At 60.0% G+C, this 25,572-nt stretch carries 21 protein-coding genes and 1 pseudogene; 5 read left to right on the forward strand and 17 right to left on the reverse strand.

Annotation, left to right across the window (positions count from 1 at the left end):
- Positions 1-306: 306 nt before the first annotated feature.
- From gfo6 to V5735_RS23590, 5 genes are all read right to left on the reverse strand, one after another.
- A complete protein-coding gene (gene gfo6 / locus V5735_RS23570) occupies positions 307-1,377 on the reverse strand; it encodes a D-xylose 1-dehydrogenase Gfo6 (RefSeq protein WP_423747527.1) in 1,071 nt (356 codons plus the stop codon).
- Positions 1,378-2,068: 691 nt separating this feature from the next.
- The gene (locus tag V5735_RS23575; RefSeq protein WP_423747528.1) at positions 2,069-3,163 is read right to left on the reverse strand and encodes an ABC transporter ATP-binding protein; all 1,095 of its coding nucleotides are present in this window, start codon (positions 3,161-3,163) and stop codon (positions 2,069-2,071) included.
- Positions 3,164-3,198: 35 nt separating this feature from the next.
- Positions 3,199-4,029 carry a carbohydrate ABC transporter permease gene (locus tag V5735_RS23580; RefSeq protein ID WP_423747529.1) on the reverse strand — a complete coding sequence of 277 codons (831 nt, stop codon included), beginning with the start codon at positions 4,027-4,029 and terminating at the stop codon, positions 3,199-3,201.
- A gap of 1 nt (position 4,030) precedes the next feature.
- Positions 4,031-4,951: a carbohydrate ABC transporter permease gene (locus V5735_RS23585; protein WP_423747530.1), complete on the reverse strand. Its 921-nt coding sequence runs from the start codon at positions 4,949-4,951 to the stop codon at positions 4,031-4,033.
- A gap of 10 nt (positions 4,952-4,961) precedes the next feature.
- Entirely contained in the window at positions 4,962-6,323 is a 1,362-nt protein-coding gene (locus tag V5735_RS23590; protein ID WP_423747531.1) for an ABC transporter substrate-binding protein, read from the reverse strand.
- A gap of 296 nt (positions 6,324-6,619) precedes the next feature.
- Between V5735_RS23590 and V5735_RS23595 the strand changes: the two genes are divergently transcribed.
- Positions 6,620-7,390 (forward strand): HpcH/HpaI aldolase family protein, encoded by a 771-nt coding sequence (locus V5735_RS23595; RefSeq protein ID WP_423747532.1) that lies wholly within the window; start codon positions 6,620-6,622, stop codon positions 7,388-7,390.
- 121 nt (positions 7,391-7,511) lie between these two features.
- Here the strand turns inward: V5735_RS23595 and dgoD are convergent, their stop codons facing one another.
- Entirely contained in the window at positions 7,512-8,690 is a 1,179-nt protein-coding gene (gene dgoD, locus V5735_RS23600) for a galactonate dehydratase (RefSeq protein WP_423747533.1), read from the reverse strand.
- Positions 8,691-8,840: 150 nt separating this feature from the next.
- Here dgoD and V5735_RS23605 point away from each other — a divergent pair, with 150 nt between their 5' ends.
- Positions 8,841-9,605 (forward strand): IclR family transcriptional regulator, encoded by a 765-nt coding sequence (locus V5735_RS23605; protein WP_423747534.1) that lies wholly within the window; start codon positions 8,841-8,843, stop codon positions 9,603-9,605.
- Between the two features lie 14 nt (positions 9,606-9,619).
- Here V5735_RS23605 and V5735_RS23610 read toward each other — a convergent pair whose 3' ends face one another.
- The 7 genes from V5735_RS23610 to V5735_RS23640 form a co-directional block, all read right to left on the reverse strand.
- Positions 9,620-11,341 carry a glycoside hydrolase family 2 protein gene (locus V5735_RS23610; protein ID WP_423747535.1) on the reverse strand — a complete coding sequence of 574 codons (1,722 nt, stop codon included), beginning with the start codon at positions 11,339-11,341 and terminating at the stop codon, positions 9,620-9,622.
- 25 nt (positions 11,342-11,366) lie between these two features.
- Positions 11,367-12,038, reverse strand: coding sequence for a hypothetical protein (locus tag V5735_RS23615; protein ID WP_423747536.1), 672 nt, complete (start codon positions 12,036-12,038; stop codon positions 11,367-11,369).
- Positions 12,035-12,895, reverse strand: coding sequence for a carbohydrate ABC transporter permease (locus V5735_RS23620; RefSeq protein WP_423747537.1), 861 nt, complete (start codon positions 12,893-12,895; stop codon positions 12,035-12,037). The genes V5735_RS23615 and V5735_RS23620 overlap by 4 nt, the downstream gene beginning before the upstream one ends.
- The gene (locus tag V5735_RS23625; protein WP_423747538.1) at positions 12,892-13,815 is read right to left on the reverse strand and encodes a carbohydrate ABC transporter permease; all 924 of its coding nucleotides are present in this window, start codon (positions 13,813-13,815) and stop codon (positions 12,892-12,894) included. Before V5735_RS23625 ends, V5735_RS23620 begins: the two co-directional genes overlap by 4 nt.
- On the reverse strand, positions 13,805-15,133 hold the full coding sequence (locus V5735_RS23630) for an extracellular solute-binding protein (RefSeq protein ID WP_423747539.1): 1,329 nt from the start codon (positions 15,131-15,133) through the stop codon (positions 13,805-13,807). Before V5735_RS23630 ends, V5735_RS23625 begins: the two co-directional genes overlap by 11 nt.
- Before the next feature lie 136 nt (positions 15,134-15,269).
- On the reverse strand, positions 15,270-16,409 hold the full coding sequence (locus V5735_RS23635) for an ABC transporter ATP-binding protein (RefSeq protein ID WP_423747540.1): 1,140 nt from the start codon (positions 16,407-16,409) through the stop codon (positions 15,270-15,272).
- Between the two features lie 145 nt (positions 16,410-16,554).
- Positions 16,555-18,048, reverse strand: a complete 1,494-nt coding sequence (locus V5735_RS23640; RefSeq protein ID WP_423747541.1) for an alpha-N-arabinofuranosidase — start codon at positions 18,046-18,048, stop codon at positions 16,555-16,557.
- A gap of 523 nt (positions 18,049-18,571) precedes the next feature.
- Between V5735_RS23640 and V5735_RS23645 the strand changes: the two genes are divergently transcribed.
- Positions 18,572-19,453 carry a fumarylacetoacetate hydrolase family protein gene (locus V5735_RS23645; RefSeq protein WP_423747542.1) on the forward strand — a complete coding sequence of 294 codons (882 nt, stop codon included), beginning with the start codon at positions 18,572-18,574 and terminating at the stop codon, positions 19,451-19,453.
- A 1,029-nt stretch (positions 19,454-20,482) separates the two neighbouring features.
- Here V5735_RS23645 and V5735_RS23650 read toward each other — a convergent pair.
- Together V5735_RS23650 and V5735_RS23655 are read right to left on the reverse strand one after the other, a co-directional pair.
- Positions 20,483-20,986, reverse strand: coding sequence for an SRPBCC domain-containing protein (locus V5735_RS23650; RefSeq protein WP_423747543.1), 504 nt, complete (start codon positions 20,984-20,986; stop codon positions 20,483-20,485).
- Positions 20,983-21,321 (reverse strand): ArsR/SmtB family transcription factor, encoded by a 339-nt coding sequence (locus tag V5735_RS23655; RefSeq protein ID WP_423747544.1) that lies wholly within the window; start codon positions 21,319-21,321, stop codon positions 20,983-20,985. The genes V5735_RS23650 and V5735_RS23655 overlap by 4 nt, the downstream gene beginning before the upstream one ends.
- A gap of 562 nt (positions 21,322-21,883) precedes the next feature.
- Between V5735_RS23655 and V5735_RS23660 the strand changes: the two are divergent.
- Positions 21,884-22,165 (forward strand): annotated as a pseudogene (locus tag V5735_RS23660) (IS5/IS1182 family transposase); the annotation flags it as partial.
- Between the two features lie 25 nt (positions 22,166-22,190).
- Here the strand turns inward: V5735_RS23660 and V5735_RS23665 are convergent.
- Both V5735_RS23665 and V5735_RS23670 read right to left on the reverse strand, forming a co-directional pair.
- Positions 22,191-23,582: a phenylacetate--CoA ligase family protein gene (locus V5735_RS23665; protein WP_423747546.1), complete on the reverse strand. Its 1,392-nt coding sequence runs from the start codon at positions 23,580-23,582 to the stop codon at positions 22,191-22,193.
- A 360-nt stretch (positions 23,583-23,942) separates the two neighbouring features.
- Positions 23,943-24,110, reverse strand: coding sequence for a hypothetical protein (locus V5735_RS23670; RefSeq protein WP_423747547.1), 168 nt, complete (start codon positions 24,108-24,110; stop codon positions 23,943-23,945).
- Between the two features lie 631 nt (positions 24,111-24,741).
- Here V5735_RS23670 and V5735_RS23675 point away from each other — a divergent pair.
- A complete protein-coding gene (locus V5735_RS23675) occupies positions 24,742-24,963 on the forward strand; it encodes a hypothetical protein (protein ID WP_423747548.1) in 222 nt (73 codons plus the stop codon).
- The last annotated feature ends 609 nt before the right edge of the window (positions 24,964-25,572 follow it).

Raw genomic sequence — 25,572 nt, forward strand, 5'->3', positions numbered from 1 at the left:
AGCCGTCAATAGCTGATAGAACAGTTGTATAGGGGATTTAGACATAGGGCGGTGACGTCTATCCCACTTCCGCATATCTCTCTAAGCGGAAGTGGAATACCCCCGGTACCCACCTCTCAATCCGTGTGCAGTTGTCGGGCAACCAAAGCGACGCGGATGGCAGTGCTATCTAAGAGTCTATCGAGAAGAGGTTTGGTACTTTTTCGGGATCGCTATCATGGAACGGGGCTGTTCTCGAAAAGGACGGCGACTCCAGCGAAGAGTGATTCCGGCCAGCGAACTACCCGGAACTTCGAGGTCGCGCGGTTACAGCCGGATTGTCTCGCCGCGGTCGGCGGCGTCGTGAATCGCGGCGATGGCGCGCATATCGAGGAGTCCGTGGCGGCCGTCGGCGTAGACCTTCTCACCAGCGAGGAGCTGGTTAGCGAAGTAGTCGAACTCCTCTTCCATTTGGTCGGCCGATTCCGCCGTCGATTCATACGTCCCGTCGTCGGTAGTGACGGTGAGCGTGGTCTCCATATGGAACGCCGGTTTTAGGGTGAGGTTTCCGTTGGTGCCCACGATGTCGAGGCTGGTGGTGTCGAAGGCGTTCTGGCTCGTGCCGCACGCGGCGTAAGTACCGTCATCGTACCGGACGGCGAACGTCGCCCGCTCGTCGGGTACGTCCGCGAACGCCTCGTGTTTGGAGATCATCATCGATTGGACCGCAACGGGATCGGCGTCGAGGACGAACCGGGCGGTGTTGAGAGGATAGATGCCGAGATCCATTACGGAGGTACCGTACCCGGTCAGGTCCGGATCCAGACGCCACTGATCCAAATCGCCGTTCATCTCCAGCAGGGGTTGGGCGTTCATCCCCTGTACCAGTCGCGGATCGCCGATGTGGCCGTCCGCAACGACGCGGCGTGCTAACCTCACCATGGGTTCGGTGTGCATTCGGTAGGCGACCATGAGAGTCACGCCCGCGTCGTCACAGGCGTCGATCATGGCTTCCGCGTCCTCGACGGTCGCCTCCATCGGTTTCTCGCAGAGCACGGCCTTGCCGTGCCGAGCCGCGGCCTCGGCGTACTCCCGGTGGCGAGAATTGGGAGTGGCGATGTAGACGGCGTCGTAGGACTCCGTCGCCGCGCCGTCCACGAACTCGTCGTAGGTCATTGCCGCTTTGAGCGTATCGACATCGGACGCAACGTGCTCTGCCTTGTCGGCGCTTCCGCTAACGGCGACGGTGACGGTACAGAGGTCTGAGTCGGCCACCGCCGGGATGACGAAGTCGGTCGTCCACCAACCGAGACCTACCAGCGCGAATCGGACGGTTCCGTCGTTCATCGTCTGCCAGTCCCTCGATACGGGGGCGTCGAAGTATTTCTGCAGGTCCATATCGATTACTTTCACGCCAACCCCATAACAGTTCATGCTGATCCCGAACGAATACGTGCGATGACGAGCGGCCGAACCGCCGACTGGCGACGATGCGACACATTTTTCCAGTATGTGAAAATAGCCTCAATAGTGGGATAGTTACGCGGACGGTATCGAATTACCATGACGTACCAAAACGAGTCGGGGAGGGGTACCGACGCCGTACTCCCCAATATATTTTGGTAATGTCGGAATACCGCCGAGAGAAAAGACGTTCGCCGTTTCCGGAGACGCCGTTTCCAACCCGATATCCCGCGTCCCGTTACAGGCATATGACCGTAACGCGACCGTCGAATTGAGAAAACCTTCGTTCGGGTGTTTCAGGCGTGAGAATGCCATCGACCGTCGGACCGTGAATTCATCCGATAATGTCGAAAAAAGGGTCACCCGCGCCTCATCCTTCGGTCAACACCGTCCGTGATCGAATCCGTGACGACTACGTTCGATTCACCGATCGAAAGGAGTCGCTGCGCGTGTTTCGTCCAAACGGTCGAGCGGGTGCGTCGCCGTCAGCGGCCGTGCGGCGATGACATCTGACGAGACGAAAGCAACCGCAGACGGTCGGTGCCGTCGTCTATTCTCCGAAAGTGGTGTGATTTCGAAATCGCGCGCGAGGACGGACAACGTTTCGCGTCGCTTCGCGTGACGGTCAGCGCGTGGACTGGACGTTCTGTTCCGACGTGCGCTCGATGAGGTCGCCGCGTTCGTCGAAGAAATTTACGGCGTCGAAATCGAAGTCGAGCGCCAGCCTGTCGCCTTCCGCGCCGATATCGCTCGATTGCGTGAACGTCACCTCGCGGCCGTCGAAGTCGCAGATGAGGTAGGTGGTCGATCCGCGCATCTCGACGAGGTCCACCTCGACTGTGAGGTGGCGGTCGGCCGACGCGTCGACGGCGGGCACGAGGTCGGCGTCCTCCGGACGGGCTGCCATCGAAGCGGCCCCGTTCGGCACGGCACTCGGCGCGTCGGGATGCGGCACGCCCTCGAGACAGAGGGTCCCGTCGTCAGCCGTCACGTCGAAGAAGTTCATCACCGGGTTGCCGATGAAATCCGCCACGAAGCGGTTGGCTGGCTTGCGGTACACCGTCTCGGGCGTGTCGACCTGTTGGAGTCGCCCCTCGTTCATGATGGCGATACGGTCGGCTAACACCATCGCCTCCTCCTGATCGTGCGTGACGAACATCGTCGTCACGCCCGTCTGGTCCTGTAGGCGTTTGAGTTCCTTCTGAAGCCCGGTACGGAGTTTCTGGTCGAGCTTCGAGAACGGCTCGTCGAGCAGGAAGGCTCGCGGTTCCCGAACTAGCGCGCGGCCGATGGCGACCCGCTGTTGCTGACCGCCGGAGAGTTCGCCCGGCTTTCGGTCGAGAAGACCCTCGATGTCGAGCATGCGCGCCGTGCGTTCGACGCGGTCCTCGATGGTTCCGGAATCGACTCCGGCGGCGCGAAGCGGCGACGAAATGTTCTTTCTGACGGTCATGTGCGGGTAGAGGGCGACTTCCTGAAACACCATGGCGAAGTCGCGCTCGGCCGGTGCTCGGTCGTTCACCCGCTCGCCGTCCACGACGATGTCCCCGCTAGTGCTGTCTTCGAGTCCGGCGGTCATCCGGAGGGTCGTGCTCTTGCCGCACCCGGACGGGCCTAACAGCACGAGGAACTCCCCGTCGGCGAGCGTAAGCGAGAAATCGTTGACGGCGACTACGTCTTCGTACTCCTTTCTGAGATCGTCTAATTCGGTTTGGGTCATGTTGTGTCGTGTCGTTGTTTGATCGGTCGATCGTACTATTCGAGGCTGAATCCGGCCACGAGGCGGTCCTGCGCGATGAACGTCAGCACGAGCAGCGGCGTCATCGCCACCACGGTAGCGGCACCCATCCGTCCCCAGAGGATACCGCGAGTGGTGACGAATCCCGCCAGATAGATGGGCACCGTCTGTGCCTTGCTCGTGGTGGTGAGCACCAGCGCCAGCACGTACTCGTTCCACATCAGGATGGCCGTGAGGATGGCGGCGCTGGAGATGCCCGGTGCGGCCAGCGGCAGGACGACTCGCCGCCACGTCTGGATGCGCGACCAGCCGTCCACGCGACTCGCCTCCTCCAGTTCCTCGGGGATGTTCTGGAAGAAGATGAGCAGGATCCACGTCGAAATCGGGATGCCGACCGTGAGGTACGCCACGATGAGCGACTGCCACGTGTCGATCCAGTCGAAGCCGAGAAACAGGGTGTACATGGGGATCGCCACGGCGATGGGCGGTAGAAAGCGCATGCTGAGCGCGAAGAAGCTGACCTGCCCGTCGCCCGGGTCGTACCGGGTGAGCGAGTAGGCGGCCAGCGCACCGACCACGACCGAGACCGACGTGCTGACGCCGGTCACGATGACGCTGTTCCGGATGTACGTGAGCATGTCGCCGCTGGTGAAGATCCGACGGTAGTGTTCGAGCGTGATCTGTGCCGGTATCAGGCGCGGCGGGTCGGTCCGGGGAGTGACCGCGAGGCCGGTAAAGAGGTCCCACACGATGGGACCCCACACCCAGAGCAGCCAGAGCGCCACGAGCGTGTACGTACTGACGCGGACGAATCGGTCCGAGTAGTCGTGAAGCGTTGCGAGTTCCATCTCAGTTCTCCTCCGGACTGATCAACCCTTCCGCGACCGATTTGAACAGCACGAACGCCGTGAGGAACATCAACAGCCAGTAGAGTACGCCCGAGGCGCTGGCGACGCCGAGTTCGAAGAAGCGGAAGCCGTAGTTGTACGTCATCATGGCGATGGTCTCGGTGTAGGCTCCGGGACCGCCCTGCGTGAGCACCTGCACCTTGGGAAACACCTTGAACGCGCGTACGATCCGCAGGAGCAGGACGACCACGATGGCGGTCCGCATCTGGGGGAGCGTGATCCATTTGAACTGCTGCCACGTGCTCATCCCGTCCACCTCCGCGGCCTCGTAGTAGACGTCGGGGATGGACTGGAGAGCGGCGGTGAACACCAGCACGAACAGCGGCGTCCACATCCACACGTCGGCGACAATCAGCGCCACCCGTGACCACGGCCGGGAGGCGATCCAATCGATGTTGATCCCTAGCAGGTGGTTCACCATGCCGTAACTCGGGCTGAACAGCATCCGCCACGTCAGCCCCGTGATGATGGGGCTCATTATCATCGGCGGGATGCTGAGCGTCACGAGCAGTTGGCGTCGTTCGATGTACGCGCTGTAAAGCAGGAGCGACACGCCGAGGCCGAGGAGGAATTCGATGACGACGGAGACGACGACGAAGATGACAGTAAACCCGGTCGCGTTGAGGAATCGAGGGTCCGAAAGAACCGTGCCGTAGTTGGTGAGGCCGACGAACGCCGCGCGCTCCCCGGCCTGCGTGAACTCGAACAGGCTGTCGTAGATCATCTGCACGAACGGGTAGATGGCGACCATCGCCAACAGGACGATCGCTGGCGCGACGAACAGCCACGCGATGAGCCGCTCGTCGTCGCGGTTGCGGCGGAGATCTCCCCACCAGTTCGAGAGTGCATTCGATGTGCTCATGGCGACGTGATCACTCGCTCATGATATTCTGCCACTTCTTGTGGAGATTCTTCATCGTCTGTTCGGCCCCCGGGCCGCCCGAGAGCGACTGGCTGATCTGGACCTGCATCGCGTCGCCCAGCCGCTGGTACTTTGGGTTGCGCGGCCGGAGCGACGGGGTCCGGATTCCCTGATTCTCCTCGGGGTCGTAGTACCGGGCCTGCGGGAACTTCTTCTTTATCTGCTTGGTGTACGAGGACGCTCGGGTGGGCGTCACACCGTGTTGCTTGTATGCGTACTTGTCCATCTCTTTCGAGGTGGCCCACTGGGCGAACACGAACGCCGCGTTCTTTCGCTTCTGGTCCGAGAAGGAGTTAATGAGGATGCCCCACCCGCCGAGGTTGGGGTAGCCGCCGGGGGTGAGGGTGACCCGGACGCCGTCCTCCCAGCCGTACTTATCGACGAACTTCTTGGTGGCCGTCCCCCACTGTTCGACGGCCCACGTCTTCCCGGAGAGGAACTGGTCACGGCTCTGGGTGTAGCCGGTCGAGAGGGGATTCAACGCCCACTCCTTCTGCTTCAACATCTGTTCGAGTCCCTTGACGGCACCGTCCTCGTCCAGCCGGGACTTTCCGTCCTCGGTGAGCATGCGCTGCTGGCCCGTTTCGGCCGCGAATCGGTTGGGATAGTAGTAGACGAGGTTCCACCCGCGTTTGCCTTCCAGTCCCATCGGCCACCCCTTGTCGTGCATGAACTTGGCGACGCGATTGAAGTGGGCGTAGTTCTCGTACCCCTTCGGGAACGGCGGAAGGATTTCCTCGTCGTGTTTCCGCTTGTACTCCTTCGCGTGCTTTTCGAGAACGTCCTTGCGGACGGTCAGGTCCATGATGTCGCCGTACCACGGGAGTCCGTACTTCGTTCCGTTCCACTGGCCGTACGACTGAGCGAAGATGTCGAGGTGGTCGTCGTACGCGTAGTTCGATGTTCCGAGGTTCGAGTTGTTCAGGTAGTCGCCGAGGGGTTCGACGAATTCGGGGTCCATCAGGGACCCCGTCCAGATAACGTCGGAAATGAACGCGTCGAACGACGCCTGTCGGGAACGAAGCTGATTCTGGAGCTTCGACAGCATCTCGCTCTGGGCGTACGACGTGACTTCGATCGTCACGTCGTGGTCCCGCTCGAACTTCTTGGCGAGATCCTGCCACGCCTCCGTGTAGAGCGAGCTGGTGGCGAACGTTATCTTCGCCCCCTTGTACTCGTCGGTATCGCTACCGCCACCGTCCCCGCCGCCGAGACCGAGACACCCGGCCAGTCCGGCGACACCGACGGCACCGGCCGTTTTCAAATACGTTCGTCTGCTGTTCGCTGTAGACGCTGGCTTTCCGCCGACCATGACATAAGTTATATTAGCACGCACTAATATTTGTTACGGATTTTGGGTGTAACGACAACTCCTCCTCGATCAGACGCTATCGAACCACCCCTCTGCGACCTGATCTGCCTCGTTGACCGCTTCGAGGCCGGTCCAACGGAAGGGGTCGATAGAATGCAAGCGAAAGGAAGCCAGACGGATTCGAGAGCCGTCCGACGATATCGAAACAACGGCGCCAACCCTCCACCTTCCGAAAAGATGGCGATTGGACCGGACTCTACGCAATATTTATTGCAGTTCGGGAAGTCTCTAGCAATATGCCAGCGCTTTCGTTACGGCAGCGACTGCTCGCCGGGGAGTCGGCCGTCGGTACGTTCCAGTTGCTCGATTCGACGATGGTTTCAGAGATGATCGGCGTCGCGGGGATGGACTTCGTGATCTACGATCAGGAACACGGGCCGTTAACGGCCGAGACGACGCTCGAGCTCTCGACCGCCGCACAGAACGAGGACGTCGCCCCCATCGTCCGCGTCCGAGAGAACGACGAAGCCGAGATACAGCGCGCGCTTGACATCGGGGCCGTCGGCGTCCAAGTGCCGCAGGTCGAGACGCGTGCCGACGCCGAGGCCGCGGTCGAAGCGGCCCGTTTCGACCCGATCGGAAGCCGCGGCCTCTCGCAGTACGTCCGCGCGGGGGGGTACGTCGGGAGCGAGACGTACACGGACGATCAGAACGACGAGACGCTCCTTGTCGTCCAAGTTGAGGGGGAACGCGGCGTCGAAAACATCGACGAGATAGTTGCCGTCGATGGCATCGACGTCGTGTTTCTCGGGCCGTACGACCTCTCGCAATCGCTGGGGATTCCGGGACAGGTGACACACGATCGCGTCGAAGATCTCATGCTGCGCGTCTGCGAGCGCGCCGCCGAAACCGGAACGGTCGTCGGTGCGTTCGCGGACGACGCCGAGATAGCGACCAAGTGGCTCGAAGCCGGCGTCCAATATCTCACCCTCGGCGTCGATGTCGCGCTCTTTACCGAACGGCTCGGCGATCTGGTGGACGATATCGACGCTCCGCAGATCGACTGACGGCCGCGTCGCTGGAGAGAGCGACTGCTTTGCGATACGCGTCGAACGGTGAACGAGCGAGTTGAGGACGGTATCGTCTCGACCGGTTCGGTGAGGGTTCGAAAAAACGGGCGGAAATCGGTTAATCGACGAGGGAACGAGTTTCCCAGTCTTTTTCGAAGAGATTGATGGTGTGCACCTCGTCTTTCGCTCCCGAGTAGGCGTGTTCCTCGACGACGCTCATGTCGAGTTCGACGCCCAGCCCGGGGCGTTGCGGGATTTCGATGCGCCCGTCTTCGATGACGACGGAATCGACGAGCAGGTCGTCCACCCACTCGACGTCATAGGTCTGGAAGACCTCCTGAATCATGAAGTTCGGCACCGCAGCGTCCACGTGGGCCGAAATCGCCGTCGCGACCGGGCCCTGCGGGTTATGCGGCGCGAAGCTGACGTGTTCCGCCTCGGCTTGCGCGGCGATCTTCTTCGCTTCGGTGATGCCGCCGGTGTTCATGATATCCGGTTGGATGATATCCACGTCCGTGTTCGCGAGGAGGTCGCGGAACTCGTACTTCGTCATCAGCCGCTCGCCGGTCGCGATGGGGATCGGCGATTTATCAGCCACCTTCCCGAGACTGTTGATCGAGTCCGGCGGGCACGGCTCTTCGAACCACGTGGGTTGAAACTCCGAGAGGGCGTCGGCGATTTCGAGGGCCTGCCCGGCCGTGAACCGACCGTGGCCTTCGATCAGGAGGTCCACGTCCGGTCCGACTGCCTCCCGAACCGCGCGGACGACATCGACGGAGTGGTTGAACGTCTCGCGGTCCATCCGCTGCCACGATTTGCCGAACGGGTCGAACTTCATGGCGTCGTAGCCGTCCTCGACGACCTGCTTCGCCGCTTCCCGCCACGTGTCGGTGTCGTCGGTCGTCTCGGTGTACCAGCCGTTCGCGTACGCCCTGATGGTGTCGCCGTGGACGTTGCCGCCGATGAGTTCGTACACCGGACGGCCCAGCTGTTTGCCCTTGATGTCCCAGCACGCCATGTCGATGGCCGAGCAGACGGTCGTGTTGACGACGTTCTTCGAGAACCACTCGTCGCGGTACATCTCCAGCCAGAGCCGCTCGGTGTCGAAGGGATCCTCGCCGATGAAGAAGTCGCTCATCTCCTCGATGGCGGCCGCGACCGTCTCGGGTTTGCTATGCGTCGTCGCCTCGGAAAGCCCTTGAATTCCTTTGTTCGTGTCCAGCTTGACGAACACCCACGGTTTCCACGGATTGGCAACGACATACGTTTCCACGTCGGTAATGCGCAAGTCCGACATACTTGTTCGTTTTACCAAGACCGTAATAATACTTATCCTCTAGTCATCCTCTAAAATGCCGGTGCGCCGTCCCTTCCGATTCCTCCCGGCCCGTTCTATCCGTCCGACATTAGCGGAAAAATTATTAACGTTCGAAAAACAGTGTAGGATATGGGCATCGAATCGAACGCGAAGATCAAATCGACGGCGACGGCGTTCGGCATCGTCGAATACCTCAAGGAGTCCGGAGGGGCGACGCTGAGCGAGGTGGTCGAACGCTTCGACATGCCGACGAGCACGGTACACGATCACCTCCAGACGCTGACTGGACTCGGATACGTCCTGAACGACGACGGCATCTATAGGATCGGAACCAGATTCCTCGAACTGGGCGGCTACGCGCGGATCAACTCCCGTATCTTTCAGGTCTCCGAATCCGAGTTGCAGAATCTGGCCGTCGAGACGGGAGAACACGCCAATCTGATGATCGAGGAGAACGGGATGGGCGTCTTCCTGATGAAACAGAAGGGGAACGAGGCCATCAAGATAGACACGTACGAGGGAATGCGCGTGTACCTCCACACGACCGCGATGGGAAAGGCGATACTGGCGTTCATGGAAGAAGCGCGGCTCGAAGAGATCCTTTCGCAGCACGGGCTGCCGCGGGTGACCGAGAACTCCATCGGGAATCGGGAGGCGCTGGAAACCGAACTCGCCGAGATCCGCGAACGGGGGTACGCGACGGACGACGAGGAACGGCTCAACGGGATCCGATGCGTCGCCGCGCCGGTGACGACCGATTCGGGAACGGTCGCGGGGGCGGTCAGCATCTCGGCACCGAAAAACAGGATGCAAGGGGAGCTGTTCAAGGAGACGATTCCGCGGAAGATCCTCGGCACGGCGAACATCATCGAGGTGAACATGCGGCACATGTGAGGCCGCAGGTACAGTTACGACGTTCGTTCGAAGGCCGCGACCTGCTCGTTGATGGCGCGGAGCCGTTCGGGATCGAACTTGGGTTCGCGGTCGTAGGTGTACAGCCCGTTGGTCTCCTGTTCCACGTCGTAGAGCTGCGTGTAACAGAACGCCCACATGTCCTCGTTTTCCAGCAGCGCCTCGGTCATACCTCGGTAGCGGTCGAAAAACTCCGCCTCGTCCGCGGGGCGGTCGCCGTATCCCCACCCGTCTTCCGCGTCGGGGTTCCACCAGATGCCGCCGTACTCGCTGACGTAGCTCAGGTCGTCCCCCCACGCGGCGTGGTCGTGACCGGTGGGTTCGACCGCCCCGTCGATTTCGCCGTAGGTTTCGCGGAAAACCTCGGGGTCCTGCTCGTAATCGTGGGCGTCCACGAGGTCGGTCTCGACGTGGTGCCAACCGCTCGCGTCGATGACCGGCCGCGTCGGATCCAACCGCTTCGTGGTTCGGTACACGGTCCGCAGGAGGTCGTCGTCCTGCTGGGGTTGGGTCTCGTTGAACGGGGTCCACCCGACGAGCGCGGGGTGGTTGTAGTCGCGTCGAACGACGTCCAGCCACTCCTGCAGGAACGGTCCCAGCGTCTCGGGTCGCCCGTGGTCCATCCCCCAGTTCGCGTGCTCGTCCCAGACGAGGTATCCTAGTCGGTCGGCGTGATAGAGGAACCGCGGTTCGAACACCTTCTCGTGGAGGCGTGCGCCGTCGAACCCGAGTTCGAGCGCGCGTTCGACATCCGCTCGGAGCGCTTCGTCGGAAGGCGCGGTGTAGATCCCGTCGGGATAGTAGCCTTGGTCCAGCACCAGTCGCTGGAACACCGGCTCGCCGTTGAGGTACACGTGGTCGTCCCCGAGCGTCACCGACCTGAGACCGAAGTAGCTCTCGACGGCGTCGAGGAGGTCGCCGTCCGTGGCGAGTTCGACCCGCAAGTCGTAGAGGTTCGGATCATCGGGCGTCCAGACGTGCGTCTCGTCGAGCGACAGCGAGAACGCGGCGTAAGTGCCGTCGGTCCTCACGGTCGCCTCGCCGACGACGCGCCCCTCGAACTCGGCGGTGGCGGTGAGCGTTCCCTCCCGAACCGCTCCGGCGAGTTCGACTTCGGCGTGGAGCGCGTCGTTCGCGGGGTCGGGTTCGAACAGCAGGGTCTCCACGAACGTCTCCGAAACCGGTTCCATCCATACCGTCTGCCAGATACCAGTCACCCGCGTGTACTTCACGCCCTGTGAGGCGTACTCCTGACTCTGCTTCCCGGCGGGCTGGAGCGTCGAACGAACGTCGTCCTCCGCACAGACGGTTACGACGTTTGCCCCCGGTTCAACGGCGTCGGTCACGTCGAACCCGAAGGGCGTGTAGCCGCCGCGATGGGTCCCGACGGACGTCCCGTTGACCCACACCTCCGCCTCGTAATCGACCGCGCCGAACCGCAGGAGCAGTCGCCCGTCGAGAAATCGCTCGGGGACCTCGATCTCGCGTCGGTACCACACGGCGTCCATGAAGTCGGTGTGCTCGACCCCGGACAGTTCGCTCTCGGGGGCGAACGGGACCATGATCGTCCGCGCCAGCGAGTCGGCGTTCGGGAGTCCGCGGGCGCGACCGCTCGCCCCGTCGTCGATCTCGAACTCCCATTCGCCGTTCAGATTGCGCCACCGTTCCCGTCGCAGCTGCGGCCGCGGGTACTCCGGGCGCGGCGGTGAGTCGTTCATGGGTTTCATTTCGAAGACCGTTGTATTAATCGTTGTTCCGGACGGTGAGCAACGCGCCGTCGTCCACACGACCGTCGTCACGGACCGGCGGCGTCGCATCGTCGTCGGTGATTTCCAAGTGCAGACTGAAAATCACTCCGGGGACGATGATGACCAGTCCGACGACCGAGACGATACCGGCGAGGACGATACCCGCCATCGTCAGCATGCTCATCGCGGAGAGTAGCGGGTTGCGTATCAGCCACCTGTAGCCCGCGCCGACGGCCTCGACGAACCCGTCCCCGTCGGAGAGGCGAGCGACGGTCGTCAGCGATACGAGCAGGAGGAACGAAACCAGATACACCCCGGCGATCGAGAGGAGGAGGTACCGGATCGACCCAGTCACGGCGTATCGCCCGGCATACAGCGCCGTACTCGTGAGGAGCAGCAAGGGGACGAAACTCAGCAACGTCGCGTTGAGACCGTGACGGCGCAGCGATGCCGCGATCACCCGCCACCGCGGACGGTCGCCGTCGCGCAGCGATCGGATCGCCGAGAACGCGCCGAGCGTGGCGACTCCCGAGGTGACCACCGGCAGCGACGCGACGACCCAACAGACGCTCACGACCACGAGCCACGCGCTGTGTCGGTAGACGAACGCCGCCGTCCACCGGAGCGAGCGCCGATATCGCGCCGAACTTCCGGTGGGAGCTCTCATCCGGTCGCCCCCTGAAACTGCACCGCCTCGATGATCCGGTCCTGCAACAGCAGGAACAGAATGAACAGCGGGAGCGCGGCGATGACGCCGGAGGCCATGGTGAGGCCGGGTTGGAACGTGAACGTGTCCCGGAGCACGACCAGTCCGAGGGGAAGCGTGAACGAACTCTGGCTCTGGAGCACCACCACCGGCCAGACGAACTGGTTCCAGTTGAATACGAAGACGAAGATGGCCAGCGCGGACAGTATCGGCTTCGAGATCGGGAGGATGATATGGAGGTAGATTTGGAAGTTGGAGAAGCCGTCCAGCCTGGCGGCTTCATCGTACTCGTCGGGGATGTCGCGGAAGAACTGGTAGAGCAGGAAGACCCCGAGCGGATTCGCCACCGCCGGGAGGATCACACCCCACAGACTGCTGACGAGGCCGAGATCAGCCACGATGGTAAACAGCGGAACCAGATTCACGTAGAACGGGACGAGGAAGCTGGCGACGATGACGCTCAACAGCAGCGACTGTCCCGGCCAGTCCAGCCGCGTGAGCGAGAAGGCGATCATCGAGTCTACGATGAGAACGAGCACCGTGGCGACCGTCGCGACGATGAACGTGTTGACGACCCACGGTATTATCAGCGACCCGTTGAGCAGTTCCGTGTAGTTGGCGAACGTGATCTCCGGCGGAATGAGGTGTGGAGTCGAACTGATGGCGATGCTCTCCGGTTGGAGCGACAGCGAGATCATGTAGAGGTACGGGAGCAGGAACAGGAACGCGACGCCGTACAACCCGGCGTGAACCGCGACCGTCCGCAACGTGACGTTGGACCCGATGCGACTCGTGTGACTGATGGTGGTATCGCTCATGCGGAATCACTTCCGATGTACCGATAGTTGACGTACGAGACGCCGACGAGGATGGCGAACAGGAGGTAGCCGACCGCCGCGGCGTATCCGAACCGCTGCTGGCTGAACGCGGCGTTATAGAGGTAGAACACCAGTGTCGTCGTCGTTTCGTTTGGACCGCCGTTGGTCATCACGTACGGTTGCCCGAACACCTGAAACTGCTGGATGAACTGGATGATGACGACGAACGCGATGGCGTTGCGCATCTGCGGGAGGGTGATATCCCGGAAGGCCCGCCACGTCCCCGCGCCGTCGAGCTTGGCGGCCTCGTACAGCCGTTTCGGGACGTTCTGCCGCGCGGCGAGTAGGATGACGAAGTTGAATCCGAGGAGCCACCAGTCGGTGACCAACGCGAGGATCGGCATCGCCAGCTCCGAGGAGCCGAGCCAATCGGGCGGGCTGTCCATGACGAACCCGAGGTAATAGTTGACCGGGCCGAACCCGGTCGCCAGAAACAGCGACCAAACGATGCCGACGATGGAGACAGTGAGGATGTACGGGCTGAAGTAGATCGTCCGAAGGTAGCGCCGTCCGAACACCTTCCTGTTCACCCCGAGCGCCAACGCCAGACTCAGGACGACCATGGTCGGGACGGTGAGGACGACGAAGTACACCGTGTTCCACAGCGCGTTCCAGAACGCCGGGTCGTTACCCATCGAGACGTAGTTCCCGAGACCGACGAACCGGGACTGGGCGGGAAAGAGCGGATCCCACTCGAACAGGCTCATGTACAGCCCTTCGAGGAGGGGGTACAGGAGGAACACGCAAAAGAAGACGAGGTAGGGCAGCGAGAACAGGATTCCGTCCACTGTATCCCGCCGTCCGAGTCTCTCTCTCACGCTGTTCGATCTCCGGCGTCCGAATCTGTCCTTAATCGACATCGTTGATCAGTCGTTGAATCGAGGTCGCTCCGCGTTGCATCCCCGCCCTCGGGGAGACGTTGTGCGCGTAGATGTCCGGGAAGAAGCCCCACGTCGAGGAGTTGTTGACGTTAAACGGCGTCCGCGGCAGATAGGCCAGCTGGTCGTCGCTCGCCATCTCGAAGAACTTCGAGAGCGATTTCGGCCACAGCGACGAATCACGCAACGCTTTCGAGTTCAGCGCGTCCTTCGCGGCCGGGAGGTGTCCGGCCCGAGTTCCCCAGACGGGGTTTTTCTGCGTTATCCACTCGGCGGCGCGCACCGCTGTCTGCGTTTTCTCCCGGTCCCGGTAGGGATTTCGGGGCAGTATGACCGTGTGACTCCCCGATTGGGTGATGTCTCGTTTCTTCCCGGGGGCGACGAACGGCTTGAACATACTCCAATCGAACCCGTCAAGTGACTCCAAGACCGCCGCGTACCACGTTCCGTTCATGGTCATCGCCAGATTGTCGTCCTGAAACGCGATGTCGGCCCTGTTCTCCGAGGTATTCGGGATGTCCCACCCGTACTTCCCGGTGATCTCGCCGAACAGCTGCGCGGTCCCCATCCCGGCTTGATCGTCGAATGTCACCCTCGTCATGTCGTCCGTGAACAGCTCGCCGCCGCGTTGCTCGTCGAAGGCGATGAACGTTCGGAGCATCCCGATGGGGTCCAGATACGGGGTGGGAGCGAACGCGTGCGCGTCGGTTTTCTCCGTGACCGCATCGCAGGCGCGCTTGAACTCGCGGAAGTTCGACGGCGGCGAGTCCGGGTCGAGACCGGCCTCCTCGAACAGCGACCGGTTGTAGTACATCCCGATGGGATGGGCGTCGAGCGGGAGCGACAACTGGTCGCCGTCGAAGCGCATCCGATCCCACAGCGTCGCGACGTACTTGTCGGCCGCTGAGTCGCTCAGGTACGGGTTGTACGGGACGAGCATCCGTCGAAATCGCCCCATCAACGCCTGATGCATGATGGCGATATCCGGCCCCTTGTCCGCGACCAGTGCGGTGTAGAGCTTCGTGTAGTAGTCGTCCCACGGAATTCGCTGGCGGTCTATCCGCACGTCCCCCAGCGGTCGTTCCTCGTTGAACCGGGACACGATGGATTTCATCGTGGCCCCGTCGCCGCCGCTGAACAGCGTCCAGAACTGGATCGTCGTCCCAGACGCGTCGGCGGCGTTTCCCAGAATGACGTTCCGCGAACTGCAACCGGACAATCCGAGACTCCCTGCCGCGCCGATGGTTCCGAGGAGTCGCCGCCGCGTCATCGGGCTGTTCACTCCCTCCGTGAATGCCATGGTATGAATTAGCGTGGCTAACTGATTTAAGCATTTTGTTTAGATGTATATTATATAGATTTGTTAACGGAATTCGGGAGAGAAACACGGGGTCCAGAACGGCATCCGACCAACCCCTATCGAGAACGACGACGTTCTACGCGTCCTGTCTCGTGGTTTCGGCGCGGGCGGCGCTGACGGCGTTCCGGGTGACCAAAACGTTCTCCCCCGTCGCTCGGTCGAAGACGTGGACGTCCGATTCGTCGAAGGAAACCTGCAACTCGTCGCCCTCCTCGTAATCGACCTGTCCCAGAACGCGCATCGTGAACTCGGTCTCCCGGCTTCGCAGGTAGAGGTAGTTGTCGTCCCCGACCGGTTCCCGCACTTCGAGGACGGCGTCGATGTCGTTGCGGTCGTCGGTTCCGGCGAACGTCATGTGTTCGGGTCGAATACCGAGAATCAGGTCCTCGTTCGCGCTCCGGTCCGCGATTCGATCGGCGAACTCCCGCGACAGGGAGTACGCGATGTCGTGACCGACGAGGGTCGAATCCCGCAACCGAACGTCGAAGAAGTTCATCGACGGACTGCCGATGAACTCGGCGACGAACGTGTTTCGCGGCTCGGTGAACACCTCCCTCGGCGTGCCGACTTGCTGTACTTCCCCGTGATTCAGGATGACCACCCTGTCGCTCATGGTCATCGCTTCCTCCTGATCGTGGGTGACGTACACCGTCGTCGTCTCCAACTCCTCCTGAATCCGTTGCAGTTCAGTGCGCATGTGCGCCCGGAGTTTCGCGTCGAGGTTCGACAGCGGCTCGTCCATGAGGAACGCCGCCGGGTCGCGAACGATGGCGCGCCCGGTGGCAACGCGCTGTTGTTGCCCTCCCGAGAGCTCGCTCGGTTTCTTATCCAACTGGTCCTCGATACCCATCATTTCGGCGGCTTCCCGCACCCGCTCTTCGATCTCCTCGTCGGACCTGCCCGAGTTCAACTTCAATCCGTAGGACATGTTGTCCTCGACGCTCATGTGCGGGTACAGCGCGTAGTTCTGGAACACCATGGCGATGTCGCGATCCTGCGGCTGCACGTCGTTGATCCGTCGGTCGCCGATGGAGATGGTGCCGTCCGTGATGGTTTCCAGCCCGGCGATCATCCGGAGGACGGTCGATTTACCTGACCCCGACGGCCCGACGACCGTAACGAACTCCCCATTCTCGATGGTGAGGTCGAAGTCGTCCACCGCGACGATGCTGTCCCCGTACCGTTTCCGTACGCCTTCGAGACGGATCCCGCTCATGGCTATCAACATCGTCGTCGATTATGTATATAGTTTTCCGAAGCTATCATCTTCGGTAGTATTTGGGGTCTCGCTCGTGCAAAATATGGACGGACGGCCGACGGCGCGGCCGTGGTTGAAGCGGAAACGTACGAAAACCGGAAGCTTATCTGACGGCGATCCCGGCCACCGTCGATGCTGCTAACTCCGCGGTGAGGACGCCGTCCTCGACAGATACGTCGAGTTCCTCGGCGGCGAATTCGTCCGCGTTATCGACGGTCGCGGCCGTATTCACCTCGTGGTCGGCGAACAGAACCTCCGCATCGGCCCGGCTCGGCGTCTTTCCTTCGAGGGCGATTTCGACGACGTGAGCCTCGCGGCAGTCGAGGTTCGTGACGGTGACGTAGGTTCCGTCGTTACCCGTCGATGCGGACGCCCCGACCAGCGGGAGTTCGGTGCCGTCGTCGAGCGCGCGGGTCGGCGAGTCCACGGAGGTCCGAACGGCGTCGTTCCCCTTGTGGGGGGCGTAGAGGTCGAAGACGCGGTAGGTCGGGCGCGGCCACGCGTCGTCGCCGTCGGTCTCGACGAGACAGTGGAGGACGTTCACCGTCTGGGCGATGTTCGCCATCGTCATCACGTCGCTGTGGTCGTTGAACACGTCGAGAACCGCGGCGGCCGAGAGCGCGTCGAGGACGGTTCCCGGTTGTTCGAGACCGCTTTCGGCGACCGATTCGGGGTGCCACGCCCCCCACTCGTCGATGATGACACCGATGTCGCGGGTCGTCGCTACCGCGTCGATGGCCGCGGCGATGCGGTCGATATGGTCCTCGATTTCGAGCGCTTCCGCGAGGAACCGGTCGTATCGGTCCTCGTCGGCCTCCGCGACGGAGAACGACCGCCCGTAGTAGTGATGCAGCGTGAGGTGGTCGAGGGGGAACTCGACGCCCCAGCTACTGCTCCCGATTTCGTCCATGAACCGACGGTTCCATTCGTGATTCTCGAACCCACAGGCGATGAGTTCGAGGTCGTGGTCGAGCATCAGTTTGTCCATACTCCCGACGTAGGTCGCATATCGACGATACTCCCGGGCGTACTGCTCGGGGGTCATCTGCCCGCCGCAACCCCAATTCTCGTTGCCGATTCCCCAGTATCGCACGCTGTACGGTTCTTCGTGCCCATTCTCGCGGCGGCGGTCCGCGAGTTCGGTGTCGCCGTCGTAGTTACAGTACTCGACCCAATCCGCGGCCTCCCGCGGGTCGCCCGAGCCTACGTTCACCGCGAGATACGGTTCCGTTCCGATGTGTTCACAGAGTTCGAGGAACTCGTCGGTCCCGAACGCGTTGGATTCCTCCGGGAGGTTTCGGGCATCTTGCGCCCAGAAGAGGTTTCGTCGCCGGGGACGCTCTTCCCGCGGACCGATCCCGTCTTCCCAGTGGTAGTCGTCGGCGAAACAGCCGCCCGGCCAGCGGAGGACCGGGATGTCCAGTTCGGAGAGCAGATCCACTACGTCCTCGCGGAATCCGACTTCCTCGTCCGCCTCGCCGTGCCAGATACCGTCGTAGATACACCGACCGAGATGTTCCGAGAAATGACCGTGGACCTCGGGAGCGATCCGGTCGATAACCGCCGCACTGTGAACCGTAACGTGAGCATTTGTCATGCATTTCGATGATATTATTTGGTCACATCATAAATGAACCGGTTAATAATAGAATATATGACATTCAGAGGGAGCAGGTGTAACGATACGCGTACCGTCCGACTACGGACGGCGATAGTGGCGGTGCGACGCGGAGAAATTCCGGCGAATCCGGACAGGTGAGGAGACTGCCTTCGCGGCACATGGAACGAATCGTAATCTGATATCGGAACGATACGTTGCTCCGCCGCTCCTGACGGCGGCGATGCGGCGGGCATCTTCACTCCGTTCTCGCAAACCGGGGCGCAAACTCGGCTGAGACACGCGGACAGTGTGTTCGATATTATCGGAACAGTGCACCCTCGGTTGACAGGGACAGACGTACACGGGGGACGAAAAAGACGGCATCCATTACATAACTACTATCGTAATTCAAATGCGCGGACGCGGAACGAAACGCGTCCGACGTTATCGGATTTCGACCGGTGATATCCGCCCATATTTCCGGCGAAATAGTTTTAATACTATCTGCTCATCCACTTGTATGCGCTATTACCGACTCTCCCGCGGAGCGCGTACAGCCACGGATACCCTCGTCGCAACGGACGACGACGGAAGCGCCTACGACCTCAGTTCGGTCTCGTCCGACCTCGGGTCGTTTAGGGACCTCGCCCGCGCGGCGAACGCAACCGACGACTCCATCGACGCCGTCGCCCGCAAGCGCCTCACCGACGCCGCCCGCATCGACTTCGACACGAACGACCGGGACGTCCTCCAACCCGTGATCGCCGACGAAGTGTGGGCGGCGGGCGTCACATACCGCATCAGCGAGGAAGCCCGCAAAGCCGAGAGCGGCAAACCCGAGGTGTACATGGACGTGTACGACAGCGAGCGCCCCGAACTGTTCTTCAAAGCCACGCCGAGTCGAACGGTCGGCCCGTGGGAAGACATCGGCGTTCGCGGGGACTCTAACTGGGATGTCCCCGAACCCGAACTCGGAGTGGTGCTGCACCGCGGGGAGATCGTCGGCTACACCATCGGCAACGACGTCTCCAGCCGCGACATCGAAGGCGACAATCCCCTCTACCTCCCGCAGGCGAAGATGTACAATCGGTGTTGCTCGCTCGGACCGTGCGTCGCGTCGCCCGAGACCGTCGAGAACCCCCACGACCTCTCGATGAGCCTCTCGATCCGTCGCGATGGGGAGATCGTGTACGAGGATTCCACCTCGACGAGCGAGATGGCGACCACCTGCGAGGAATTGGTTTCCTATCTCGACCGCCACAACAGCCTCCCCGAAACGCTGGTACTGCTCACCGGAACCGCGCTCGTCCCGCCCGAGTCGTTCACCCTCTCGGAGGACGACGAGGTCCGCATCGACATCGACTGCATCGGCCGACTCGTCAACGGCACCGCCACCGTCTGAATCGATGCGTCCGGTCCGATCGGTGTTAGGACCGCCAAGCGACCGTCACTGGAATCCCTCGGATGACACGATGCGGGTCGATAACCGGTTCCCGTGCCGTTACTGTTACGATACGAACCTCGGTGTCGGTCCGGTATCGTCTCCTCTGCCCGTTCCATTGTATATAAGGTGAAATAAAGAGCACATTTATAACATAATGGGAAAATAGCGCTGTCTAAATAAGGAGCAAGCAAATCGAAGAATTAGTAATCGACGTTACTCTCAGACCTATTCAAAGAGAGTTTGGACACGGATACGCTTGAATGGTGGGAGCGTGAGCGGACGGCGAACTGTCTTGTGTATACACCACAAGGTACGCAGAAACAAAGCAGCTACTCGATATCGAAGTGTTCGATCGTAATGGCACTGATCCGACGGCTTCGTTTCTGGAGGAATTGGCCGAGAAACACGATATCTCGGACGTCACCAGAAATCATTGATTTCTGGTTGGCGGACGAGACGTGGAGCGTCTCGTCAACGCCGTGTTTTTCGCCGATGGTTACGGGTAGCGGACCTCCCTCTTTCTAATTAGGGTGAGCGGTCTGCTCGACTACACAGAGCGAAACCTGATCGAAAAGTGGTTCCACACGCCCAAACAGCGGACCGACCGCTTCCATACGTTCCAGGTGGCCAGTCGGCCGAACGTCCAGCTGTGTATTGAATGTTTTTTACATTACTATGACCGCCAGAGACCGCATCAATCGCTCAACAACTGAACGACTCTCGGGAGGAGCTAAACTAGACAGTGCCTGCTCGGGAATACTAGTTATCCAGCTATCATACCCGATGTCATCCGTCATGGACGGCCAGACACTGGACAATCCTTGATAACCCACACGTCCCAGAAGCAGCGCGTCGAACCAAGTGATACGGTCTTCCGAGTAGCGCACCAGTTCATCAGGGACCTCCCAAATTTGCCATCGCCATCCGTTTTGGTTATCGAAGACGACATCGAATGTGACCTTACTGTCTACACGAATTTTCTCATAATCACGCCTCCTCAACGACATCCGCGAGGTTTCCGAGGGAGTCATTCCATCCTTCGTTGGCGTCCTGGGGCGGGATGTTTTCGGGGATTCCCACCTGGTGAGCAGTGACTTCGGTCCCGTCGGAGACCTCTTCGAAGGTGACCGTGGTCGTCATCTCGCCAGCCATTCCCGGGTCGTCGGACTCGAATTCCTCGGTGTAGACGATCCGCTTGCCGGGGGACAGTTCCTCGTACGTCCCTTGGAACGTGTGGGCGTATGGCTCCAACTCCTCGACGTCGGCAGTGAACGACATGCGGAAGGTGCCGCCCTCCGTGGCGTTGAACTCGTGAACTTCGCAGGAGAAGCCCTCTGGCGGGAGCCACGCGGCGAGTTCGTCGGGATCGACGAAGGCTTCATAGACTCTCTCCGGTGTGGCTTCGATCACGCGGTTGACGGTAATACTTCGATCGTCATCTGTGGTGACCTCTGTGCTCGATTCTCTCCCGTTATCGGTGTTGTTTGTCATCGGTCTTCTTGCTCCAGATGGTCGGCCAACGCGCCGAAGCGATCCTCCCAGAGTACGCGGTACCGGGTTAGCCATCCGAAGGCTTCACTCAGCGGCGCGGCATCAAGGTAACATCGTCGAACCCGGCCGTCCTTCTCGATATCGAGTAAGCCCGCATCTTCCAACACATGCAAGTGCTTGGAGACCGCCGCCAACGAGACGTCATGAGGTTCGGCGAGATCGCCGACGCTTTCGGGGCCGTCGGCGAGTTGTTCGAGGATCTCCCGACGAATCGGATGGGCCAATGCTTTAAAAATCGCATTGAGATCCAAGTCGTTCGGCTGTTGTTCAACCATCCAGTTGAACGTACAGCGCACTCGATATTAAATCTATAGGTTAAACAAAATGCCTCCGCCGATTCAGGCGGAGAGAGCAGCTCTCGTTAAAAATAAACGCAATTACGATCTTTTTACGCGGTATGGAGCGTATCCGCTGACGCCCAAAACCGCAAGCAATAGTAGAGTCCCTTCAGATACTCTCGAGTCGATCACTGTGCATTTCGTGGTACATATTTCGCCTGCCAAGTGGCGGTGATTCCAGTGATCAAATTCGGTAGCTCTGAATAATCGGGGGAAATAGTCTGTCTCCTGGGATTTCGGCGCGTTTTGAGATCTATAACCGAAGTAGAACGTACGACGGCAGCGAGGTCGATTTCTTGAATTTGACCGGTTTAGCGGATTTACTGCCGTTGGGCAGTATAAGCGGTGGTAACCGGGACACCACTACCCCCAGAGTAAATCCTCGATAGAATCTCTTTACCGGCCAATAACGGCATTTAGGATATTAATAAACCATCTGGAGCGATGCGGCTCTGTTGAAATCCTCAGAGAGTTACAGATCGACCGGTAGTCTGACCGGATGCAAGTCCTCCTAAAATCGCGGATACTCCAGTTCGTTGAGCAGGCACTTCACTTGGTCCGACGAGCTGTCGTTCGCTACTCTTCGAAGTACTCGAAACGACGGTACACACTCCACCAGCGCATCATCCTGCATTGTCTCAAGGTTCGGAAGAATACGACGTACCGGACGCTTCTCGACGAACTTATCGAGATGCCTCGGATTCGGAAAGCAATTGAACTCGAGGGACCCCCTTCTCCATCGACGTTGTGTAAGGCGTTCGATCGACTCGATATGGCAGTATGACGTGTCATGCTCAACCTCTCGGTTACCCTTTTTCTGACCAGACGTGTCGGAACTTGCTACTCCGTGAATCGCGTGTGGGAGCTTCTGTGGCCTGTTCTATGGAGATATCACTGAGCCCCTGAGTGGCGAAAAAGTCGGACAAATCATTCTCGACTGTCCTCCATACTGCTTCTTTATCGAACTTCTCCTCGAAGTCAAGTCGGATACGTAGTCTCTTACTGCCAGTCTTCACGATCTGGGACCGATGGACGCCGGGGGTTTCCTCCACAACGCTTGTGAGTGCGAGTGGAAAGATCGGAATCTCCTTCCCCTCGTCCGTTTCGAAGTGCAGGACTTCGCCTTGTCGTCCTTCGACTTCGATCACTGGGAATGCACTTCCGCAGGGACAGCGTTCCTCGTACATCGTGACGCTATCCCCGAGATCGTATCTGACGAGCGGCTGGATGCGATTTGCCAGATTCGTCAAGAGAACAGTCTCGGACGGCTCACCAGGGTCGACGGGTTGATAATCAGCGTCGACAGGCTCCAAGATGACCCAATCCGAATTTACGTGGACGTTTCCGCGCTCGCACTCGACTCCGATTCCGTAGAACTCTGTGGCACCATAGATCTCTCTGACACTGGCTCCGAAGGTCGTTCGAAGTCGGTCTTTTTCTTCGGAAGTAATTGGTTCACCAGTCGGAGCGATGTAGGCGGGGCTCAACTTCAGTTGGCCCGACCGTTGCTTTCGTTCGAGCTCCAAGAGGACAGTGGGGTACCCAATCAGGATCGCTGGCTGGTATTCGTTGAGTTCTGCAATAACCTCCGAGAGGGGCCGGTCTGGAGAGACCAAGCGCATCCCGTCGCGGAGAAGCCGGTGTTCCTTCCGAAACATTTCGACGCCTGAGGCCCCAGCAAAGTGTCCGCCTCCGACGGCGATCTCGGCAATCTTCCCGTTGTGACGAATCAGTCGCTTGATCGTCTGCAAATCGAACAGGACCGATAGAGCCCATCTAACCCTGACAGCATCTGTAGCAGTCTTTGACCAGTCATCCTGAAGAAAGATGCCCGGTTCACCGGTTGTTCCAGAGGTCATCCAAACTGGGTAACGCCCCAGAAAGCGCTCGCCGAGAGTCGCCGGGGATGCAGTGAAATCCGCAACGTTATCGAGTTCCACTGCTGTGTCTGTAACGACTGAATCGAAGTGTTCAATCAACTGGGACTTGGTAACAGGTGGGAGTGAGTCCAGAGTCGTGATCGGCCGATCAATATCGTCGTATAGTCGCTTGTAAAACCGAGATCTGCGGAGCACGAAATCGAGCAGTTCTTGGAGCCGCCGCTGTTGGCGCTCTCGTATCTCGGCCTCCGAAGCGTTCTTCATACGGAACGCATCGAACCGGGTGCGAAGTTTGGCGAGCGAGGAGGGTTGGTTCATGTGCTGAAGCTTTGACGCAGGACGCCAAATATGTATGCCCACGAATCTATTTGCCTTTCCTCGATGGATATGCGCTGTGTATCCATCACGGCTGAGTAGAACATCACCGATTACGGGTTTCAACAGAGCCTGAGATCCATCTGTCTCACCCCCGCTTGTAGTCTTGGGAAGTGGTTGGACTTCCACCACTTTCCATGGAGTCACCCGATAGAACCCTGTTATCGAACAATATCAGCAATTTGGAGTACGATAAATCACATGTCGTCACATCGAATTCGCTGATACAGAAGATCCGCAGTTTCGGAGGATACGCTAATCCTTACTCAATTCTCGACTTGACTGGGATCTTCTTCCACGATATCAGCCCACGTACTCGCGCAGGATCGCCCGGTGGACGTAGCCGGGTGCCGTAGCGAACGCCCCCTCGTACTCCCGCACCTGCTCGTAGAACGGTGACCCCCACGGCCGGAACGCGACCGCGTCGGGGGTGCCGATTCGTCGGAAACGAACATTATTGGGGAGGTACATTCACAACTCCGCCGCGCCGCCGATATCGTGGCAGACGACGTTCGGCGAGTCGACCCCCAGTGGTCGACCAGATCGACGAGCACGCCGTGCTGAATCCCGAGAGAGACATCCTGCTCGTCGAAATACTCTGATCTCCCGAAGCCGGGCATGCCGTACCAGTAGACCCGATTCATCTCGCCAGCTCCGGAACGATGTCACGCCAGACGTACGCCGACCTTGGCGTACCGTGGACCATCACCAGCGGCTCGCCGTCGCCTGCGACATCGTATTGGACGACACCATAGGACGATTCGAGTTCTCGATCGAGCGACCATCTCGTATCCGTGCGACCGCGGACATATCGCGCACCCATATTAACTTGCCTTACATTTTCGGCGCTATTCGCATGCAGAAGTAGCGCGTCCATGTCACCAACGGATGTCAAGCAGAGATACTGAGAGAGCCCCGGCGAACCGGACGGAGACGAACTCACAGATTTCTGGCCAGTCAATCGTTGCCGCGCTAGTCGACTGCTTTGACCGTACCGCGCGATTCGAGGGAATCCCCGAATCTGACGGTGCTAGTCGGGTCACTGCTAGGTGGGTGGTTGCCCTCGAAGAATCCACCGATCAGGTGGAGGGGTAACCGTCGCATGGCAGTCCACTTCTTCCTGCGCCGCGCCCACCGCGTCATCGCGGTCCTGTTCTTACTCTCCATCCCCCCTGCTGGCTATTTTTCGTTCTCTGCCGCAGGCGGTGAGGTGTCTCCCGTAGTCTACCTCCCCCTCCTCCCCCTCCTTGGCCTTATCCTCACAGGTGGGTACCTCCTTATCGACCCGTGGGTCAAACGGTTCCAAGCGCGTTGGATAACATAAACAGGACCCGAATTATCGGCGCTATTATTACCCGGTTACCTTGGTCACTATTCCCTGTGAGGTACTACTCCAGGTCTGAAATTTTATGATTCCCCTCTCCACGTTTGTTATTCGGGCGCCTATAGCAGAACAGGCACGCAGAAAACGAAAATCGCCACAGTGTCAATTCTCGGCATTATAGATGTGGCAGAGAGATATGAACTCTGTCGGTATTGTCTTCTGTCGCGACTATGGAGGCGGGTTATCGGATTCTCGTGCCTGTGGTTGACAACTTCTATTCGCCGAGGGACCTCAACAGCGAGGGAGAACTAATCTCACTGTGAATATGAGGTTTGAAATCACCACTCGCCATAGTGAATCATCCCCCTACGGTACTCTCCCGACTGTTGGGGAGCTCTTCATCCCCCTCCGGCTGTAATACAGTCACGGATCCATCGAACCTGTGAGTAATCGATTGGTTACGGCTGCGTGCAATGAGACGACGAATGGGGGATTGCCGTCGCTCAACGACGAAGAGGTGTCCGCAATGATACCGCTGAGCGGCAATGATCAGGCAGTCGGTCTTCCGCCCTACCATTCCAACAGCGGTATAGTCGATACCGAGCGCGT

Origin of the sequence: Haladaptatus sp. SPP-AMP-3, from assembly GCF_049568665.1 — an archaeon.
GTDB lineage: Archaea > Halobacteriota > Halobacteria > Halobacteriales > Haladaptataceae > Haladaptatus > Haladaptatus paucihalophilus.

Excerpts from the sequence above, each read along its gene's own strand:
- dgoD (WP_423747533.1), bottom strand. The coding sequence starts at position 8,690 with ATGTCGGACTTGCGCATTACCGACGTGGAAACGTATGTCGTTGCCAAT.
- V5735_RS23605 (WP_423747534.1), top strand. The coding sequence starts at position 8,841 with ATGGGCATCGAATCGAACGCGAAGATCAAATCGACGGCGACGGCGTTC.
- V5735_RS23615 (WP_423747536.1), bottom strand. The coding sequence starts at position 12,038 with ATGAGAGCTCCCACCGGAAGTTCGGCGCGATATCGGCGCTCGCTCCGG.
- V5735_RS23620 (WP_423747537.1), bottom strand. The coding sequence starts at position 12,895 with ATGAGCGATACCACCATCAGTCACACGAGTCGCATCGGGTCCAACGTC.
- V5735_RS23665 (WP_423747546.1), bottom strand. The coding sequence starts at position 23,582 with ATGAACCAACCCTCCTCGCTCGCCAAACTTCGCACCCGGTTCGATGCG.
- V5735_RS23650 (WP_423747543.1), bottom strand. The coding sequence starts at position 20,986 with ATGACAAACAACACCGATAACGGGAGAGAATCGAGCACAGAGGTCACC.
- V5735_RS23575 (WP_423747528.1), bottom strand. The coding sequence starts at position 3,163 with ATGACCCAAACCGAATTAGACGATCTCAGAAAGGAGTACGAAGACGTA.
- V5735_RS23625 (WP_423747538.1), bottom strand. The coding sequence starts at position 13,815 with ATGTCGATTAAGGACAGATTCGGACGCCGGAGATCGAACAGCGTGAGA.
- V5735_RS23655 (WP_423747544.1), bottom strand. The coding sequence starts at position 21,321 with ATGGTTGAACAACAGCCGAACGACTTGGATCTCAATGCGATTTTTAAA.
- V5735_RS23630 (WP_423747539.1), bottom strand. The coding sequence starts at position 15,133 with ATGGCATTCACGGAGGGAGTGAACAGCCCGATGACGCGGCGGCGACTC.
- V5735_RS23595 (WP_423747532.1), top strand. The coding sequence starts at position 6,620 with ATGCCAGCGCTTTCGTTACGGCAGCGACTGCTCGCCGGGGAGTCGGCC.
- gfo6 (WP_423747527.1), bottom strand. The coding sequence starts at position 1,377 with ATGGACCTGCAGAAATACTTCGACGCCCCCGTATCGAGGGACTGGCAG.
- V5735_RS23670 (WP_423747547.1), bottom strand. The coding sequence starts at position 24,110 with ATGTACCTCCCCAATAATGTTCGTTTCCGACGAATCGGCACCCCCGAC.
- V5735_RS23635 (WP_423747540.1), bottom strand. The coding sequence starts at position 16,409 with ATGAGCGGGATCCGTCTCGAAGGCGTACGGAAACGGTACGGGGACAGC.
- V5735_RS23645 (WP_423747542.1), top strand. The coding sequence starts at position 18,572 with ATGCGCTATTACCGACTCTCCCGCGGAGCGCGTACAGCCACGGATACC.
- V5735_RS23585 (WP_423747530.1), bottom strand. The coding sequence starts at position 4,951 with ATGAGCACATCGAATGCACTCTCGAACTGGTGGGGAGATCTCCGCCGC.
- V5735_RS23590 (WP_423747531.1), bottom strand. The coding sequence starts at position 6,323 with ATGGTCGGCGGAAAGCCAGCGTCTACAGCGAACAGCAGACGAACGTAT.
- V5735_RS23675 (WP_423747548.1), top strand. The coding sequence starts at position 24,742 with ATGGCAGTCCACTTCTTCCTGCGCCGCGCCCACCGCGTCATCGCGGTC.
- V5735_RS23640 (WP_423747541.1), bottom strand. The coding sequence starts at position 18,048 with ATGACAAATGCTCACGTTACGGTTCACAGTGCGGCGGTTATCGACCGG.
- V5735_RS23580 (WP_423747529.1), bottom strand. The coding sequence starts at position 4,029 with ATGGAACTCGCAACGCTTCACGACTACTCGGACCGATTCGTCCGCGTC.
- V5735_RS23610 (WP_423747535.1), bottom strand. The coding sequence starts at position 11,341 with ATGAACGACTCACCGCCGCGCCCGGAGTACCCGCGGCCGCAGCTGCGA.